Raw genomic sequence first — 15907 nt, 5'->3', positions numbered from 1 at the left:
CCTTGCAAGGCTAAACAAACAGGAATACCGGGAAGTGGTGCCCGCCACCGCGCGGCGGCGGGAACGGGGCTATTGGGATGCTGTGCCGATGACGGACACCCCGGCGCGGCTGCTCGGCCTGCTTTCGCTGCTCCAGATCCCGCGGGAGTGGCCGGGCAGCGAACTGGCCGAGCGGCTCGGGGTCAGCCCGCGCACGATCCGCCGCGATGTCGAACGGCTGCGCGAACTCGGCTATCCGGTCGAGGCGAGCAGGGGTGTCATGGGCGGCTACCGGCTGGTCGCCGGCACCGCGATGCCGCCCCTGGTGCTCGACGACGACGAAGCCGTCGCGATCGCCGTGGGCCTGCGGACCGCCGCCGGCCAGACCGTCGACGGCATCGAAGAGGCGTCCGTGCGGGCGCTGGCCAAGCTCGAGCAGATCCTGCCCGCGCGGCTGCGCCGCCGGGTGGGCACGATCGGCACCGCGACCATCACGGTTCCGGCCACCGGACCCGTCGTCGACCCGGCGCAGCTGACCGCGTTCGCCGGCGCGATCACCAACCACGAGACGGTCCGGTTCCGCTACCGCGCGGCCGACGGGGCCGAGAGCCGGCGCCGGGCCGAGCCACTGCGGCTGGTCGCGGCCGGGCGGCGCTGGTACCTGGTCGCCTTCGACCTCGACCGGGACGACTGGCGGGTCTTCCGCGCCGATCGCGTCCGGGACGCCCAGGCGACCGGCGGGCGCATCTCCCCGCGCCGGCCTCCCGCCACGGATCTGGCGGCCTACGTCCTCGACCGCCTCTACGACCTCGCGCCCACCTACCAGGCGGTGGCCATCTTGGCCGCCCCGGCCGACGAGCTCGCGCAGCGGCTCGGTTCGGCGGCCGGCGAGCTCGTGCCGCTGGACGGCGGCGGCTGCCGGTGGCGCAGCCACGCGGACACCCTGGACTGGCTCGCGTTCCGCTTGCTGGGGCTGGGGTGCGCGTTCACCGTCGAGGAACCGCCGGAACTGGTGGCGCACCTGAAGGTCCTCGCCACCCGCGCGCTGACGGGCGCGGGTGTGACGACCTGATCGATCGCCGCTCGGCACCGTGAGCACTACGCACCGGCCTCGGGCGCGCAGGCCGTTCTGCCGGGCCGGCTCTTGGACGTGCTCGACGACGGCGTCGGCGCAGGACCAGCGAGGCGCTTCTTCGGCGGTCGTGGACTCGTGCCGGACAGCGAGATCGAAACTCATCAGGACAACTCCTTCGGGTGAAGAACCGGGGCGGCCGCGGTGGCGGGCCGGTCCGCATCGAGACCGGCCCGCCACCGTGCTCAGCCCGGTTCACCCTCGTCGAGGTCCGTGCGCTTGCTGGGTGGCACGGGCAGGTAGCAGCCCGGGTTCTCCGGGTCGCAGCCCACGCGCGGCAGCCGGGCGCGGATACCGCCGGGGGTGCGCTCGAAGTACGCCGCGATCTCCGCGACGCTTTCACCCGCCACCCACCGGCTTTCCAGCTCCGCGTCCATTTCCTCGTTCCACGGGCGGCCCTGCTGAGCGGCCCGGCCCGCGGATCTTCGCCGCGGCGACCGCCCGGCGCCGCCCACGGACAGCAGGCCGTCCGCGATCAGGTCGGCGACCGTCGCGGCCACGTCGAGGTCCAGGTCGAGGCTGCCCTCGGCGACCGGTTCGCCGCCCGGACCGCCGGCTTCCAGCGTGATCATCACCCTGGTGTTCGGTTCGGCGCGGTCGTCGTCCGTCCTGGTCGAGACCGCGATCTGGTAGATGGTTTCCTGTGCCCGGATCTCGATCCGGCGCTCTTCGATGATCGACATGCCACGAAGCTAGCGCGCACCCCCGACAATTTTCGGGCACGCACCGCTCACGGCCGACTCCGCTCCGAAATTGTCGGACCCCTCCCCTAGCGTCCTCGCCGACCACACCACGTCATCGGGAGGCGACGATGAGACACCGGCGGACAAGACGGTGCCCCGGTCCGGACGAGCCGGACCGGGGCACCGGGTTGCGACTGTTTCGCTCAGAAGTGCAGCAGCTGGGCCAAAGTGCTCTGCTTCTCCTGCGCGGCCTTCGCGGAGCTGTCCGACTTCTGCGCCGCGGCACCGTCGGGAACCGGCGGCGGAACCGGGCTGCACTGGACGTCGGAGTGGTTGCCGGGCTGGCGCTTCGGCAGCTTGCCGGTGGCCAGGTAGTCGGCGACCTTGTCGTCCACACAGGACACCCCGGACAGCGAGCCGGCGTGCGTGGTGCCACCCGGCGCGCTGATCAGGCTCGAGTTCGGGTACCGCTTCCGGACCTCGAGGCTGCCCGGGTACGGCGTCGCGGCGTCGAGCTCCTCACTGATGAGGAGGGCACCGGCGACCTTGCTGCCGTTGATGTCGACGGGCTTGCCCGCCTCCGCCGGCCAGTACACGCAAGGCGCGTTGAACCAGGCGTTGCCCCAGGTCTCGAACGGAGCCTTGGCGTAGGTCAGCCAGTTGTCGACCCGCCACTTGTTCCAGTTCGTCGGCCACTGGACGTCGGTGCACTGCACGCCCAGGTAGACGGCGAAACCGTTGTCGTCGCCGGGCGGGTTCGAGTCGTCGTAGAGCGCCTTCAGCGTCTGCCAGTCACCCTTGTGGACGTAACCGTCGAAGGCCTTGGCCATGTCGACCCAGCCGAAGACGTAGTAACCGGCCTGCAGGAAGACGTCGGTCCACTCGTCACCGCCGATGACCCCGCCCGCCGGGTTCTTGGCGAGCTTGCGCTGGGTGTCGTACCACAGCTTCTCCACCGCGGCGCCGGTCTTGCCCAGGTGGTAGACGCTGTCGTAGGACGCCAGCCAGTCGAAGTAGGTCTTGATGTTCTTGTCGAACGCGACGTCCTGGTCGAGGTTGGCCTGGTACCAGACCTTCCGCGGGTCGACGTTGCCGTCCAGCACCATCCGGCGGACGTTCTTCGGGTACATCGTGCTGTACACCTGGCCGAGATAGGTGCCGTAGGAGAAGCCGTAGTAGTTGATCTGCTTCTCGCCCAGCGCCTTGCGCAGGCTGTCCAGGTCCTGCGCGACATCGGTCGTCTTGATGTGGTCGAGGATCGCGCCGTTCTTGCGGCAGGCGTTCGCGTAACCCTTCGAGCGGTCGAGCCAGGTCTTCTCCAGCTTCGGGGTGGTCGGCACGTACGCCGGCCGGTCGTAGCTGAAGTAGTTCCCGTCGCAGCTGATCGACGGCTTGCTGGACCCGACGCCCCGCGGGTCGAAGCCGATCCAGTCGTAGTTGTCACCCGCGTGGTTCGGCACGTACTTGCCGAGCACCGAGAGCCCCAGGCCCGACCCACCGGGGCCGCCCGGGTTCACCAGCATGATCCCCTGGGACTGCGCGGTCTTGTGCTTGATCCGCGAAACCGCGACGGAGACCTTCTGGCCACCCGGCCGGGCGTAGTCCATCGGCACTTCGAGGAAGCCGCATTCGGCGCCTGCGGCCTTGAGGTTCGCCGAGTCGCATGGCCCCCAGGCGATCGGCGCGGGGCTGAACTGCACCCCAGGGTCCGCCGAGGCGGCGGGCGCGGCGGCCATCAGCCCGGCCGCGAGACCCGCGGCGGCGACGGCGGCAACGATTCTTTTCACAGTCGTCCTTTTCGTCCGCATTCGACAGAGTTCGCCAGATTTCGACGAAACTACCGGCAACCCTGCACAATCTCGCTGACCGCCACGACTTCCGCCATCCGCCTTTCGTCGGTACCTGGTCCGACCGCCGAGCATTCGGAACTGTCTGTGGCCATGGGTACGCTCCGGGCGACCGAGCACGGCGGGAGGACGGATGACCGCGGACGAACGGCTGGTCAAAGCGGTCCGTACCGGGCTGGCCGAGCTGGCCGATCCGGTGAAGGCACCGGTGATGCAGGCGTACATGAAGTCGGCCATGCCGTTTCGCGGAGTGGCCAAACCGGAGCGGAGCGTGCTCCTCAAGCGGGTGTTCGCCGACCACATACTGCCCGATCGAGTGACATATTCGGCGACTGTGCTGGCGCTGTGGCGGGAAGCCGAATTCCGGGAAGAGCGCTACGCGGCTCTCGACCTTTCCGGATATCGCGAGTACCGGCGGTGGCAGGATCCCGGGCTGATCCCGATGTACGAGGAAATGATCGTCACCGGCGCTTGGTGGGACCACGTCGACGAGCTGGCCATCCGGCGGGTGGGCCCGATCCTGCGCTCCGCCCGCGGCAAGGTCACGCCGATCATGCTGCGGTGGGCGGCCGACCCCGACCTCTGGCGACGGCGCACGGCGATCATCTGCCAGGTCGGCGCCAAGGAGGACACCGACACGGACCTGCTCACCCGGGCGATCGAACCCGCGATCGCCGAGCCGGAGTTCTTCCTGCGCAAGGGAATCGGCTGGGCACTGCGCGACTACGCGAAGACCTCACCGGACTGGGTGCGCTCCTTCGTGGACGATCACCCGGACCTCTCGGGCCTGTCCCGCCGGGAGGCGCTCAAACACATCGGGTGAAGGTCACGCCGGACGACCGGTTCGGGTACGCCGCGCGTGCCGCCCGGTTCACCTGGAGAGCGGCCTCGCGTGCCGGGCCGATCGGTTCGCATACCCGGAGAGCCGGTTCGAGCACCGGGACCGTCGACTCGTGCACCGGGACGGTCAGCTCGGGCACCGGGACCGTCGGCTCACGTACCCGGACGGTCGGCTCGCGTACTCGGAGAGTCGGCTCACGCACCCGAACAGTCGGCTCGCTTTCGGCGATTGTCAGCTCACCTATCCCGGTGGTCGTCTCGCGTGACCAGGGAGTCGGCTCGCGCACCCCGACGGTCGGCTCGGGTACTCGGACAGTCGGCTCGCGTACCTGGGCAGTCGGCTCGTCGGGCCGGTGCTTGGGCGGGCGCTGTGGGGCCGGGTCGGCGTGCCGTTGTGCTGGTCACCGCGGCGATGAGGCCGGCGGGGTGGTCCGGACGTGGAAGAGGGGCCGGTTTCCCGGCCCCTCTTCCAGAGCGACAGCGTTGTGCGCGAGCGTCAGCCGCGCAGGGTTGCTTCGAAGCGTTCGCCCGCCGCGGCGACCGCGGCGTCGCGGGCCTTGGTCGCCTCGTCCACCGTGAGGGTGCGGTCCGGCGCGCGGAAGCGCAGCTTGTAGGCCAGCGACTTCTTGCCCTCGCCGACCTGCTCGCCCGCGTACGCGTCGAACAGCGTGATGTCCTCGAGCAGCTCGCCCGCCCCGGTGCGCAGGACCGCGGCGAGGTCGCCCGACGGCACGTCCGCAGCCGCGACCAGCGCGACGTCGAGCAGCACCGGCGGGTAGCCGGACACGCTCGGCGCCGGGCGGGAGTCCGGCAGCGGGATCGCGTCGAGGTCCAGCTCCATCGCCACGGTGCGCGGCGGCAGGCCGAGCGCCTCGACGACCTTCGGGTGCAGCTCACCCGCGTGCCCGACCGGCCAGTCGCCGACCCGCAGCTGGGCGCAACGGCCCGGGTGCCACGGCGGCAGGTCGGTGGCCTGCGTGGTCAGCTCGACGCCGGCGGCCTCGGCGATCGTCCGGGCGGCCTGCACCGCGTCGGCCCAGCTCGCCTGCTCGCCGCCGCCCCACCAGCCCGCGCGGTGGCGCTGGCCGGCGAGCACGACGGCGACGTGCACCGGCTGCTGCGGCACGGCCGCCTCGAGCACGGCCAGTTCCTCGTCGGTCGGCCGCCGGTCGACGCCGAGGGCCGGCATCTTCAGCGGGTTCGGCGCGGGCAGCACGACCTGGCCGACCTGGAACAGCGCGACGTCCTTCATCCCGCGCGACAGGTTGCGCTGCAACGTGTCCAGCAACCCCGGCAGGAGCGTGGTGGCCAGCTTGTTGCGGTCGGCCTCCAGCGGGTTGCGGACCACGACGGCGTTGCGGCGGACGTCGTCCTCCGGCAGACCGAAGGCGTCCCACACCGCGTCGCCGACGAACGGGAACGGCCGCACCTCGACGTACCCGGCCTCGGCCAGGGCCCGCGAGACACTGCGGCTGCGCCGCTGGGCATCGGTCAGGCCGCGGCCGGCGGGGGCGGCGGGCAGGACCGACGGGATGCTGTCGTAACCCTCCAGCCGCAGCACCTCTTCGACGAGGTCGGCGGGCTGGCGCAGGTCGCCGCGCCAGCTCGGCGGGATCGCGGTGACCTGGCCGGTGCCGTCGTCTCCGGTGCTGACCGAGACCTTGCAGCCGATCTGGCTGAGCCGGCGCACGGTCACACCGCGCTGGTAGCTCACACCCGCGATGCGGTCGGGCAGGTTGATCGGCATCACGACCGGCGGGTTCGGCTCGACCGTGCCCTCGTCGGTGCGGCCGGGCCGGATACCGGCGTCGCCGTACTGGCGCAGCAGGCGCGCGGCCAGCTCCACGGCCGCCGCGCAGAGCTGCGGGTCGGTGAACCGCTCGAACCGCTTGGCCGCCTCGGAGAACAGCTTGTGACGACGGGCCGTGCGGCTGATCGAAGCCGGGTTCCAGTGCGCCGCCTCGAGCAGCACGTCGGTGCTCTCCGGCGTGATCTCCGTGCTCGCGCCACCCATGGTGCCGGCCAGCGAGATGACGCCGCTGTCGTCGGCGATGACCACGTCGTCCGGGTCGAGGGTGCGCTCGACGTCGTCCAAAGTGGTCAGCTTCTCGCCCGGCTTCGCCTTGCGCACCACCAAATCGCCCTGGACGGCCTTGGTGGCGAACGCGTGCAGCGGGTGCCCGAGCTCGAGCATCACGTAGTTCGTGACGTCGACGGCCAGGGAGATGGAGCGGATGCCGGCCAGCATCAGCCGCCGCCGCATCCACCACGGGGTCGGCGCGGTCGCGTCGAGGCCGGTGACCCGGCGCAGCACGAACCGCGGGCAGCCCTCGGGGTCCTCGACGTGGACCGGCCACGCGTCACCCTCGGCCGCCGGGACCTCCAGCAGCGCCGGGTCGCCGAAGGGCACGTCGAGGGCGTTCGAAAGCTCGCGCGCGAGGCCGCGGATCGACAGCGCGTAGCCGCGGTCCGGGGTCGGCGCGAGCTCGATCACCGTGTCGTTCAGGGCGAGCAGCTCCTGGGCGTCGTCGCCCGGGCTCGCGGTGCCCGGCGGCAGCACCAGGATGCCGGTGTGGTCCTCGCCGAGGCCGAGCTCGCGCGCCGAGCAGATCATGCCGTCGCTGATGCGGCCGTAGGTCTTGCGGGAGGCGATGGCGAAGTCGCCCGGCAGCACCGCGCCGGGCAGCGCGACGACGACCAGGTCGCCCTCGGTGAAGTTGCGCGCGCCGCAGATTATGCCGCGGGTCCTGATGCCGTGCGGGCCCTCGTCGAACTCGCCGGACTCTTCGTCGTCCTCGTCTTCGTCGTCGTCTTCGGGCTCGTCGTCGTCCTCGGCGACCTCGCCGACGTCGACGCGGCAGAACCGGACCGGCTTCTTGAACTCGGTCAGCTCCTCGATCTCGGCCACGCGGCCGACGACCAGCGGGCCGGTCACCGGCCCGAGCTCACTGAGGTCGTCGACCTCGATCCCGATCCGCACGAACGCGTCGGCCAGGTCCTGAGGCGTGACCTCGCTGCCCACGTCGAGGTGTTCGGTCAGCCAGCTGACTGGGACTCGCACTACGCCTCCGTTCCGAAGGGAAGGGTGAAGCGGACGTCGCCTTCCACCATGTCGCGCATGTCCGGGATCCCGTTGCGGAACTGCAGGGTGCGCTCGATGCCCATGCCGAAGGCGAAGCCCGAGTACACCTCGGGGTCGACACCGCAGGCGCGCAGCACGTTCGGGTTGACCATGCCGCAGCCACCCCACTCGACCCAGCCGGGGCCGCCCTTCTTCTCCTCGAACCAGACGTCCACCTCGGCGGACGGCTCGGTGAACGGGAAGAAGTGCGGGCGCAGGCGGGTCTTGGAGCTCTCGCCGAACATCGCGCGGGCGAAGGCGTCCAGCGTGCCCTTGAGGTGCGCCATGGTGATGCCCTTGTCCACCGCCAGGCCCTCGACCTGGGTGAACACCGGGGTGTGCGTGGAGTCGAGCTCGTCGGTGCGGTACGTCCGGCCGGGGCACACGACGTACACCGGCAGGTCGCGGTGCAGCAGGGTGCGGGCCTGGACCGGCGAGGTGTGCGTGCGCAGCACCAGGCCGGAGTCCTCTTCGCCGACGTAGAAGGTGTCCTGCAGCTGACGCGCGGGGTGGTCCTTGCCGAAGTTCAGCGCGTCGAAGTTGAACCACTCGGCTTCGAGCTCCGGGCCCTCGGCGACCTCGTAGCCCATCGCGATGAACGCGTCGGCGACGCGCTCGGAGATGGTGCTGATCGGGTGCCGGGCGCCGCGCGGGACGCGGTTCCACGGGAGGGTGACGTCGACGGCCTCGTCACGCAGCACGCGCTCGTCGCGCTCCGCCTGGAGCTCGGCGCGGCGGGTGTCGAAGGCCGACTGGACGGCCTGGCGGGCCTCGTTGACGCGCTTGCCCGCCTCGGCCTTCTCCTGCTTGGGCAGGGCGCCGATCTCGCGGCGCGCCAGCAGCAGGGGCGAGTGGTCACCGAGATGCGCCGGCTTGACCTCGGCCAGCACATCGAGCCCGGTCGCGGCGGCGAACGCCGCTTCGGCGGCCTTGACGGCCTCCTGCAGCGTCTCGGGGGCGAGAACCGCGCCGCCCTGGGCTTCCTTCTCCTTGGCTCCGGACATAACTCCTCGGCGTCCGCTGGGACTGGTCGTTCGTGCTCCGCCGGACAACGCGGCGCACGAGAGGTCAAAGGCAAGAAAAGTCTATGGGATCGGGTCGGGGCGCCCGTGGTCGCCCTCGGGCCGCGCCGGTGGTGGGCCTGACGGGACTGAACGATGACCAGGCCGGGTGCCCGGAATCCGGTCGCCCGAGGTGAACCGCTGGTCGGCGCGCGGCGGGTGACCGGTGAGCGGACGGCGGCTCGATCGGCCGCCGGGGCTCCGCGAAGTGGGCTCGCGCGCGTGAGGCGGAACGGTGCTTTCGACCAGGCGGCGGGAGAGCCGCTCGACGACGGAACTGCGACAGGGGCAAGCCAGGCACATGACGACGGAGGCGGGCGGCTGCGGGTGACCACGCAGCGGGCGATTGCCGCGGGCCGGTCGAGCCACGGCAGCAGCCATCGCGGTGAGTGAGCACGGCGGGCCGCAGAAATGCGACGGCAGCTGCCGCGGAGGGGCGGGCAGGCATTGCGACGGCGGCGGAGGCCACGTCTCAGCGGTGGGCGGCCATCGCGGTCGTGTACACGCAAACCGCCGCCGCGGTGGCCAGGTTGAGGCTCTCCGCCTTACCGTACAGCGGGATGCGGACCGCGAGATCGGTCGCGGACAAGACGTCTTCAGGCAGACCGTGGGCCTCGTTGCCGAACACCCAGGCCGTCGGCTCGGTGAGGTCCACCCGATCGAGTTCCGCGTCGGCGTAACCGTGGGCCGCGAACGTGCGCAGGCCGGCCGCCGAGCAGGCGGCCAGGGCCGCCGGGACGTCCCGGACCCGGGTGATCGGGACGTGGAAGAGGCTGCCCGCCGCCGCTCGGACGCACTTGCCGTTGTGGGGGTCGACCGTGTCGCCCGCCAGGACGACCGCGTCGGCGCCCGCCGCGTCCGCCACGCGGATCACCGTGCCCGCGTTGCCCGGGTCGGCGACGTCCACGAGGACCACCACCAGGCGGGCGGCCGGGGTCACCGCCGTCTCCAGTGGACGGTCGAGCAGGGCGCACACCGCCACGATGCCTTGGGGTGTCACGGTTTCGGACAGGCCGTCGGCCGCACGATCGGTGATCGGCGAGACCGGGACGCCGGCCGCGCGGGCCTCGTCCACCAGGTTCGCGTGCTGGGTCGCCGCGCGGGCCGTCACGAAGAGCTCGTGCACGCCGCCGGCGGCCAGTGCGGCTTCGACCGCGTTGGCGCCTTCGGCCAGGAACCGGCCGGTCTTGTCACGGTCCGCGCGCCGCGTCAGCTTGCGCGCAGCAACGACCCGGGGGGTCCGTTCGGTGAACGGATCCACCCCGGGCCGGGGAAAGCTGCCGGTCAGGCCGACTTCGCTTCGGTGTTCACGTTGGCCTTGGCGAGCTCGGCCAGCGCGGTGAAGGCCACGGCGTCGTTGACGGCGAGGTCCGCGAGGATCTTGCGGTCGACCTCGACACCCGCGGCCTTGATGCCCTGGATGAACCGGTTGTAGGTCACGCCGTTCGCGCGGGCGGCCGCGTTGATGCGGGTGACCCACAGGCGGCGGAAGTCACCCTTGCGGGCACGACGGTCCCGGTAGGCGTAGTTGAGCGAGTGAAGCGTCTGCTCCTTGGCCTTGCGGTACAGCCGCGAACGCTGGCCGCGGTAGCCGCTGGCCAGTTCGAGAGTTGCGCGACGCTTCTTCTGGGCGTTGACCGCCCGCTTGACGCGTGCCACGGGTCCATCCTGTCGATCTCGGGGGGCGCGACGAGGCGCCCCGGGTGGTTACAGCAAGTTCTGCGGGATCAGATGCCGAGAAGGCGCTTGACCCGGCCGGCCTCGGTCTTCGACAGCTCGGTGGTGCCCTCGAGCCGGCGGGTGAGGCGGTTGGACTTCTTCTCCATCAGGTGCCGGCGACCGGCCTTCTGACGGCGCAGCTTGCCCGTGCCCGTGACGCGGATCCGCTTGGACGTCCCGCTGTGGGTCTTCATCTTCGGCATTTCAGTCCTCTTTCGTGCGGCGGCTCACCGGAGACTCCGGTGAGCCGCTGACATGTGCTGGTCGGCGCCTTACGCCTCGGGGACCGGTTCGGGAACCGGCTCGACCTTGGCCTTCGGCTTCACGTTCTTGTGCGGGGCCAGCACCATGATCATGTTGCGACCGTCCTGTTTCGCCGAAGACTCGACGAAGCCCAGTTCGGTGACGTCCTCGGCGAGCTTCTGCAGCAGCCGGTAGCCGAGCTCCGGCCGGGACTGCTCGCGACCGCGGAACATGATCGTGACCTTGACCTTGTTGCCCGCCGCTAGGAAGCGCGACACGTGACCCTTCTTGGTCTCGTAGTCGTGCTGGTCGATCTTGGGGCGCAGCTTCTGTTCCTTGATGACGGTCAGCTGCTGGTTGCGACGCGACTCGCGGGCCTTCTGCGCGCTCTCGTACTTGAACTTGCCGAAGTCCATGAGCTTGCACACCGGCGGGCGGGCCTGCGGCGCGACCTCGACGAGGTCGAGATCGTTCTCTTGCGCCAGGCGCAGCGCATCTTCGATCCGGACGATGCCGACCTGTTCACCGGCGGGCCCGACGAGTCGGACCTCCGGCACCCGGATTCGGTCGTTGATGCGTGTCTCGGAGCTGATGGGGCCTCCTTGGTCCGAGGAATGTTTCCTGTTCTCGTTCGACCTGGTGCCCACATAGCGAAGGCCCCGACACCAGTGCGGTGTGCGGGGCCCACTCTGTTTCCGATCGCACCCGGCCGCTAAGCCGGGCACTTCACCCTGGACTTGCAGTCCGGGCGAGACCGGACCCGGACACCTGTACGGTGACGCGGGTGGGAGCGGGGCTCCACTTGCCGCCCCCGATCGCTCGGGGGCTGGTCGCTCGTGGAAGGGTACCAGACGTGTCAGATCAACCCTCCGAACAGCCCCCGTATTCCCCCGAAGCGCGCCACCTGGAGGACATCCCCAGCGTGGAGGTGATCAGCCGCGCGGCCGTGATGCTGCTGTCCGCGGGCGCCGAACGCCTCGGTCTCGCCGACGCCGACCCGGAGACGTCCCCGCACCGCGACCTCGACGAGGCGCGCCGCCTGATCACCGCGCTGGCCGGGCTCATCACCGCGTCCGCCGAGTACCTCGGCCTGCACGCCGGCCCGTTGCGCGACGGCCTGCAGTCGCTCCAGAAGGCCTTCCGCGAAGCCTCCGCCGTCCCCGACGCCCCTGGTCAGGGTCCCGGCGAGAAGTACACCGGCCCCGTCTACTGACCGCAGTCCCCGCGCAACCCCAGCCCCCGCCCTCTCCGGGGGGCGTCCCCAGTCCAGTTTACCGGGGGTGCCCGGCGGAACCCGGAAAAGGCGGTGGCCTGGGCTTGGTTGTCCACATCACGGGGTGCCTGTGGATGACGAGGTCGGCACCCGTGACCAAGACGGTCTCGGCGCCCACCGCATGAAGTTCTTGCCGGGCGAGTCGACCGACATCTAACATGTTAGATGTGAGTCTCTCGAAGGTCACTCGCCCGCTGCTGCGGGATGAGGCGTACGACCGGATCCGCCACGCGATCGTCGACGGCACGCTCGAGCCCGGTGCGCCGCTGCGTGACGCCGACCTCGCCGAGCAGCTCGGACTGTCGCGGGCGCCCGTCCGCCAGGCCCTGCTGCGGCTGGCCGAAGACGGTCTCGTCGACTCGAAGCCGCAGAGCTACACCCGCGTCTCCGAGGTGATGTCCCCCGACGTCACCGACGCGCGGGAGATCGTCCGGCTGCTGCACGAGTTCGCCGTCCGCCAAGCCGTGCCGAAGGTGCGCCGGGAGGACGTCTCCGCGATGCGCGCGGCCAACGACCGGTTCGCCGAAGCCATCAAAGCCGGGGACATCGCCGCCGCCGTCCGGGCGGACGACGAGCTGCACGACGTCCCGGTCCGGCTGGCCGGCAACGCCGCCGTGGCCGCCACCCTCGACCGCTACACGCCGCTGCTGCGCCGCCTGGAGCACGCCCGGTTCAGCTCGGCGCTGGCCTGGAACTCGGTGGAACGCCACACGCGGCTCATCGACGCCCTCGAAAAGCACGACACCGCCACGGCGGTCTCCGTGATCTCGACCATCTGGACCGACCTGCTGGAGGACCGATGACCCTGGCCGACTTCCCGCGCTTCCCCCTGCTCTTCGGCCCGTCGCCGGTGCATCCCCTCGAACGCCTCACCAAGCACCTCGGCGGCGCGAACGTCTGGGCCAAGCGCGAGGACGTCAACTCCGGGCTCGCGTACGGCGGCAACAAGACCCGCAAGCTCGAATACCTGGTCGCCGACGCCCTCGCGCACAAAGCGGACACCCTCGTCTCGATCGGCGGCGTCCAGTCCAACCACACCCGGCAGGTCGCGGCCGCCGCGGCGCGCGCCGGGCTGAAGGCCGTGCTGGTGCAGGAAAGCTGGGTCGACTGGCACGACCCGCTTTACGACAAGGTCGGCAACATCCAGCTCTCGCGGATCCTCGGCGCGGACGTCCGGCTGGTCGACGCCGGTTTCGGCATCGGGTTCAAGCAGGCGTGGGAGGACGCGGTCGCCGAGATCGAGGCCGGCGGCGGGAAGCCGTACGCCATCCCGGCCGGCGCGTCGGACCACCGGCTCGGCGGGCTCGGCTTCGCGAACTGGATCGCCGAGCTGGAACAGCAAGAGGCGCAGCTGGGCGTCTTCTTCGACACCGTGATCGTCTGCTCGGTCACCGGCAGCACCCAGGCCGGGATGGTCGCCGGGGCCGCGTTGGGCAAAACAAGGCGCATCCTGGGCATCGACGCCTCAGCCAAGCCGGACGAGACGCGCGAGCAGGTCACGCGGATCGCGAAGGACACGGCCGAGCTGATCGGCGCCGGCGACATCGCGGACGTCGAGCTGGACGACCGGTACCACGCCGGGATCTACGGCATCCCCGACGCGTCCACTGTGGACGCCATCGAGACGTGCGCCCGGCTGGAGGGGATGATCACCGACCCGGTGTACGAAGGAAAATCCATGGCGGGACTCATCGACCTGGTCGGCCGGGGTGAAATCGAACGAGGCTCGAACGTGCTCTACGCCCACCTCGGCGGGCAGCCCGCGATCAACGGCTACACGAGCGTCCTGGGCTGAGCGTCCCGGGGCCGGGCGAACCGGCCCCGGGAAAACCTCAGTCCAGCACGCAGAGCACGTCGATCTCGACGAGCAGCTCGCCCGGGAGGCCGACGTACACCGTCGTGCGCGCGGCGTGCGGGCCCTCGCCGATGAGCTCGTTGTAGACCTCGTTGAACGGCACGAAGTGCGCGGTGTCGGTGAGGTAGACGCGCACCATGATCGCGTCGGCGAGGCTCGAGCCCGCCTCCTTGAGCACGGCTTCGATGTTCTTGAACGTCTGCCGGGTCTGGCCCGCGACGTCGTCGCCGACGATCTCGTTCGTGGCCGGGTCGAAGGCCACCTGGCCGGCGACCTGCAGGAGGTTCCCCTTGCGGACGGCCTGCGAGAACTTCGCCGGCGGCTTCGGCGCGTTCTCGGTGGAAACTGCCGTCTTGCTCATCAGTGCCCCTTTCCGTTCTCCGTCCATCCACTGTGGACGGAAGCTTCGTTCGTCGCGGCCCGCAGGTCCGGGACCAGCGCGAGCAGGCCTTCGTAGTCGAGCAGCACCTTCGGCACCGACATCGACGCGGCGGCCAGCACCTCGCCGTCCGCGCCGCGCACCGGCGCCGCGACGCAGTGGATGAAGTCCTCGTGCTCGGCGTTGTCGACGGCGTACCCGAGCTCCGCCACGCGCTCCAGCTCGGCGAGGTAGTCCTCGGCCGAGGTGATCGTGTTCGGCGTCAGCACCGGGTACTCCATGGACCGCGCGATCTCCTCACGACGGGCGGGAGCCATCGCGGCGACGAGCACCTTTCCCACCGCGGTGCAGTGCAGCGGCGCGCGCTTGCCGACGCGGGAGTACATCCGGACCGAGTGGCGGCCCTCGTACTTGTCGATGTAGACGACTTCGCCGTCGTCATAGCTGGCGAGGTGCACGGTGTGCCCGGTGCGGGCGTTGAGCGCGGCGAGCGCCGGCTGGGCGCTGCGCCGGACGTCGATCGAGTCGAGGGCCTGGTTGGCGAGGTCGAACATCGCGCTGCCGAGCCGGTAGTACCGGGTGCCCTCGCGGCGGACGAAGTGGTGGTGCTCGAGGGTGCGCAGCAGGCGCAGCACCGTCGACTTGTGGACGCCGATCTCCTCGGCGAGGTCGTCGAGGGTGCGCGCGTCCTTGGCGATCGAGTTCAGCAACGTCAGCGCGCGGTCCAGACTCTGGCTCAAGTGAGCACGCCCTCTCCGGTCAGCCGCGCCGAACTCCACTCGTCCGGGCCCGCGTGCAGCAGGGTATCCACGACCGTGCGTGGCAGCGGTACGCCGACGTCGTCGTGCGTGAGCAGGGTCGCGGCGGCCTGGAGGTGACCCCGGCGCAGCCGTTCCAGTGGCGAAGCGCCACGCAGGGTCGCGGCCAGGAAGCCCGCGGCGAACGCGTCGCCGGCACCGACCGGCTCGACGACGTCGACCCGCAGCGCGGGCGCGAACAGCGGCTCACCTTCGACCAGGGTCGCGCCGCGTTCACCGTGCTTGACGACCAGCGTGCGCGGGCCCGGCAGGAGAGCCCGCAGCGCAACCGGGTCGCCGGTCCCCCACACGTGCTGGGCCTCGTCGTCACCGGTCAGCACGATGTCGGCCTGGGCGGCCAGCTCCGCGAGCAGGCGGGGGTCGCGGCCGGCCCACAGGGCGGGGCGCAGGTTGACGTCGAAGGAGACGAGCCGGTCGCCGCGCGGCGCGTCCAGCAGCGCGCGCACCAGCGCGAGGCAGCTGTCCGACAGCGCCGGGGTGATCCCGGACAGGTGCAGCACGCGGACGCCGTCGAGGTTCAGGCGCTCCAGCAGCGAAGGGCCCATCCCGGACGCCGCCGAGCCGGCGCGGTAGTACCGCACCGGGCTGCCGCCGGCGCCGCTTTCCTTGACGTAGAGGCCGGTGGGGCGCACCGGGTCGACGGAACACGCGCTGACGTCGACGCCGGCGGCGGCGATCTCCCGCAGCATCGCGCGGCCGAACGGGTCGTCGCCGACGGCGCTCGCCCAGCCGCTCGGGACGCCGAGGGCGGGCAGGTGACAGGCCACGTTCGACTCGGCGCCGCCGATGGTGCGCGTCCACTGGCGCACCTCGTCCGGCGGCCCGGGTTCGGCCGGCACGAACAGCGCCATCGACTCGCCGACACAGAGCACTTCGGGCCCGCTTGTCACTTTCCGTCTCCCCTGTCCTTCTTCCCGTTGACCTGTGCCGACCCGGATGCTACACCTATGGCACTCA

Annotated in this window: 16 protein-coding genes; 5 read left to right on the top strand and 11 right to left on the bottom strand. The window is 70.9% G+C overall.

Annotation, left to right across the window (positions count from 1 at the left end):
- The first annotated feature begins 88 nt into the window (after positions 1 to 88).
- Positions 89 to 1051 (top strand): helix-turn-helix transcriptional regulator, encoded by a 963-nt coding sequence (locus tag ACIOD2_RS36460; protein ID WP_400548799.1) that lies wholly within the window; start codon positions 89 to 91, stop codon positions 1049 to 1051.
- Between the two features lie 245 nt (positions 1052 to 1296).
- Here ACIOD2_RS36460 and ACIOD2_RS36455 read toward each other — a convergent pair whose 3' ends face one another.
- Entirely contained in the window at positions 1297 to 1794 is a 498-nt protein-coding gene (locus tag ACIOD2_RS36455) for a helix-turn-helix domain containing protein (protein ID WP_400548796.1), read from the bottom strand.
- A gap of 203 nt (positions 1795 to 1997) precedes the next feature.
- Positions 1998 to 3581, bottom strand: coding sequence for an alpha/beta hydrolase (locus ACIOD2_RS36450; RefSeq protein WP_400548793.1), 1584 nt, complete (start codon positions 3579 to 3581; stop codon positions 1998 to 2000).
- A 193-nt stretch (positions 3582 to 3774) separates the two neighbouring features.
- Here ACIOD2_RS36450 and ACIOD2_RS36445 point away from each other — a divergent pair, with 193 nt between their 5' ends.
- Positions 3775 to 4464: a DNA alkylation repair protein gene (locus tag ACIOD2_RS36445; protein WP_400548790.1), complete on the top strand. Its 690-nt coding sequence runs from the start codon at positions 3775 to 3777 to the stop codon at positions 4462 to 4464.
- Positions 4465 to 4977: 513 nt separating this feature from the next.
- Here the strand turns inward: ACIOD2_RS36445 and pheT are convergent.
- The 6 genes from pheT to infC form a co-directional block, all read right to left on the bottom strand.
- Complete coding sequence (gene pheT, locus ACIOD2_RS36440; RefSeq protein ID WP_400548787.1) at positions 4978 to 7542, bottom strand: phenylalanine--tRNA ligase subunit beta; 2565 nt, start codon at positions 7540 to 7542, stop codon at positions 4978 to 4980.
- Positions 7542 to 8606, bottom strand: coding sequence for a phenylalanine--tRNA ligase subunit alpha (gene pheS / locus ACIOD2_RS36435; protein WP_400548784.1), 1065 nt, complete (start codon positions 8604 to 8606; stop codon positions 7542 to 7544). Before pheS ends, pheT begins: the two co-directional genes overlap by 1 nt.
- Positions 8607 to 9135: 529 nt before the next feature.
- Positions 9136 to 9924 (bottom strand): TrmH family RNA methyltransferase, encoded by a 789-nt coding sequence (locus ACIOD2_RS36430; protein WP_400548781.1) that lies wholly within the window; start codon positions 9922 to 9924, stop codon positions 9136 to 9138.
- Positions 9925 to 9947: 23 nt separating this feature from the next.
- Positions 9948 to 10322 (bottom strand): 50S ribosomal protein L20, encoded by a 375-nt coding sequence (gene rplT, locus ACIOD2_RS36425; RefSeq protein WP_360688086.1) that lies wholly within the window; start codon positions 10320 to 10322, stop codon positions 9948 to 9950.
- A 68-nt stretch (positions 10323 to 10390) separates the two neighbouring features.
- Positions 10391 to 10585 carry a 50S ribosomal protein L35 gene (gene rpmI, locus ACIOD2_RS36420; RefSeq protein WP_220241959.1) on the bottom strand — a complete coding sequence of 65 codons (195 nt, stop codon included), beginning with the start codon at positions 10583 to 10585 and terminating at the stop codon, positions 10391 to 10393.
- A gap of 69 nt (positions 10586 to 10654) precedes the next feature.
- Positions 10655 to 11272, bottom strand: a complete 618-nt coding sequence (gene infC, locus ACIOD2_RS36415; protein WP_392771395.1) for a translation initiation factor IF-3 — start codon at positions 11270 to 11272, stop codon at positions 10655 to 10657.
- Between the two features lie 206 nt (positions 11273 to 11478).
- Here infC and ACIOD2_RS36410 point away from each other — a divergent pair, with 206 nt between their 5' ends.
- The 3 genes from ACIOD2_RS36410 to ACIOD2_RS36400 all read left to right on the top strand — a co-directional run bounded on the left by ACIOD2_RS36410 (position 11479) and on the right by ACIOD2_RS36400 (position 13693).
- Positions 11479 to 11838: a DUF1844 domain-containing protein gene (locus tag ACIOD2_RS36410; RefSeq protein ID WP_400548776.1), complete on the top strand. Its 360-nt coding sequence runs from the start codon at positions 11479 to 11481 to the stop codon at positions 11836 to 11838.
- A gap of 227 nt (positions 11839 to 12065) precedes the next feature.
- Positions 12066 to 12701 (top strand): GntR family transcriptional regulator, encoded by a 636-nt coding sequence (locus ACIOD2_RS36405; protein ID WP_400548773.1) that lies wholly within the window; start codon positions 12066 to 12068, stop codon positions 12699 to 12701.
- Positions 12698 to 13693: a 1-aminocyclopropane-1-carboxylate deaminase gene (locus ACIOD2_RS36400; RefSeq protein ID WP_400548770.1), complete on the top strand. Its 996-nt coding sequence runs from the start codon at positions 12698 to 12700 to the stop codon at positions 13691 to 13693. The genes ACIOD2_RS36405 and ACIOD2_RS36400 overlap by 4 nt, the downstream gene beginning before the upstream one ends.
- 37 nt (positions 13694 to 13730) lie before the next feature.
- Here the strand turns inward: ACIOD2_RS36400 and ACIOD2_RS36395 are convergent, their stop codons facing one another.
- Genes ACIOD2_RS36395 through ACIOD2_RS36385 form a run of 3 tightly spaced genes read right to left on the bottom strand, consistent with a single transcriptional unit; the run spans position 13731 to position 15840 of the window.
- Entirely contained in the window at positions 13731 to 14114 is a 384-nt protein-coding gene (locus ACIOD2_RS36395) for a RidA family protein (RefSeq protein ID WP_400548767.1), read from the bottom strand.
- Positions 14114 to 14872 (bottom strand): IclR family transcriptional regulator, encoded by a 759-nt coding sequence (locus ACIOD2_RS36390; protein WP_400548764.1) that lies wholly within the window; start codon positions 14870 to 14872, stop codon positions 14114 to 14116. Before ACIOD2_RS36390 ends, ACIOD2_RS36395 begins: the two co-directional genes overlap by 1 nt.
- Complete coding sequence (locus ACIOD2_RS36385; protein ID WP_400548762.1) at positions 14869 to 15840, bottom strand: sugar kinase; 972 nt, start codon at positions 15838 to 15840, stop codon at positions 14869 to 14871. The genes ACIOD2_RS36390 and ACIOD2_RS36385 overlap by 4 nt, the downstream gene beginning before the upstream one ends.
- Positions 15841 to 15907 lie beyond the last annotated feature (67 nt).

The sequence above is a fragment of the Amycolatopsis sp. NPDC088138 genome, from assembly GCF_044741685.1.
Lineage (GTDB): Bacteria > Actinomycetota > Actinomycetes > Mycobacteriales > Pseudonocardiaceae > Amycolatopsis.
Note: the sequence above shows the minus strand (reverse complement) of the source record. Positions and strands in the feature narration are given on the sequence as shown.

Coding starts and splice junctions, on each gene's coding strand:
- ACIOD2_RS36460 (WP_400548799.1), top strand. CDS start 89: ATGACGGACACCCCGGCGCGGCTGCTCGGCCTGCTTTCGCTGCTCCAG.
- ACIOD2_RS36455 (WP_400548796.1), bottom strand. CDS start 1,794: ATGTCGATCATCGAAGAGCGCCGGATCGAGATCCGGGCACAGGAAACC.
- ACIOD2_RS36445 (WP_400548790.1), top strand. CDS start 3,775: ATGACCGCGGACGAACGGCTGGTCAAAGCGGTCCGTACCGGGCTGGCC.
- pheS (WP_400548784.1), bottom strand. CDS start 8,606: ATGTCCGGAGCCAAGGAGAAGGAAGCCCAGGGCGGCGCGGTTCTCGCC.
- rpmI (WP_220241959.1), bottom strand. CDS start 10,585: ATGCCGAAGATGAAGACCCACAGCGGGACGTCCAAGCGGATCCGCGTC.
- ACIOD2_RS36400 (WP_400548770.1), top strand. CDS start 12,698: ATGACCCTGGCCGACTTCCCGCGCTTCCCCCTGCTCTTCGGCCCGTCG.
- ACIOD2_RS36395 (WP_400548767.1), bottom strand. CDS start 14,114: ATGAGCAAGACGGCAGTTTCCACCGAGAACGCGCCGAAGCCGCCGGCG.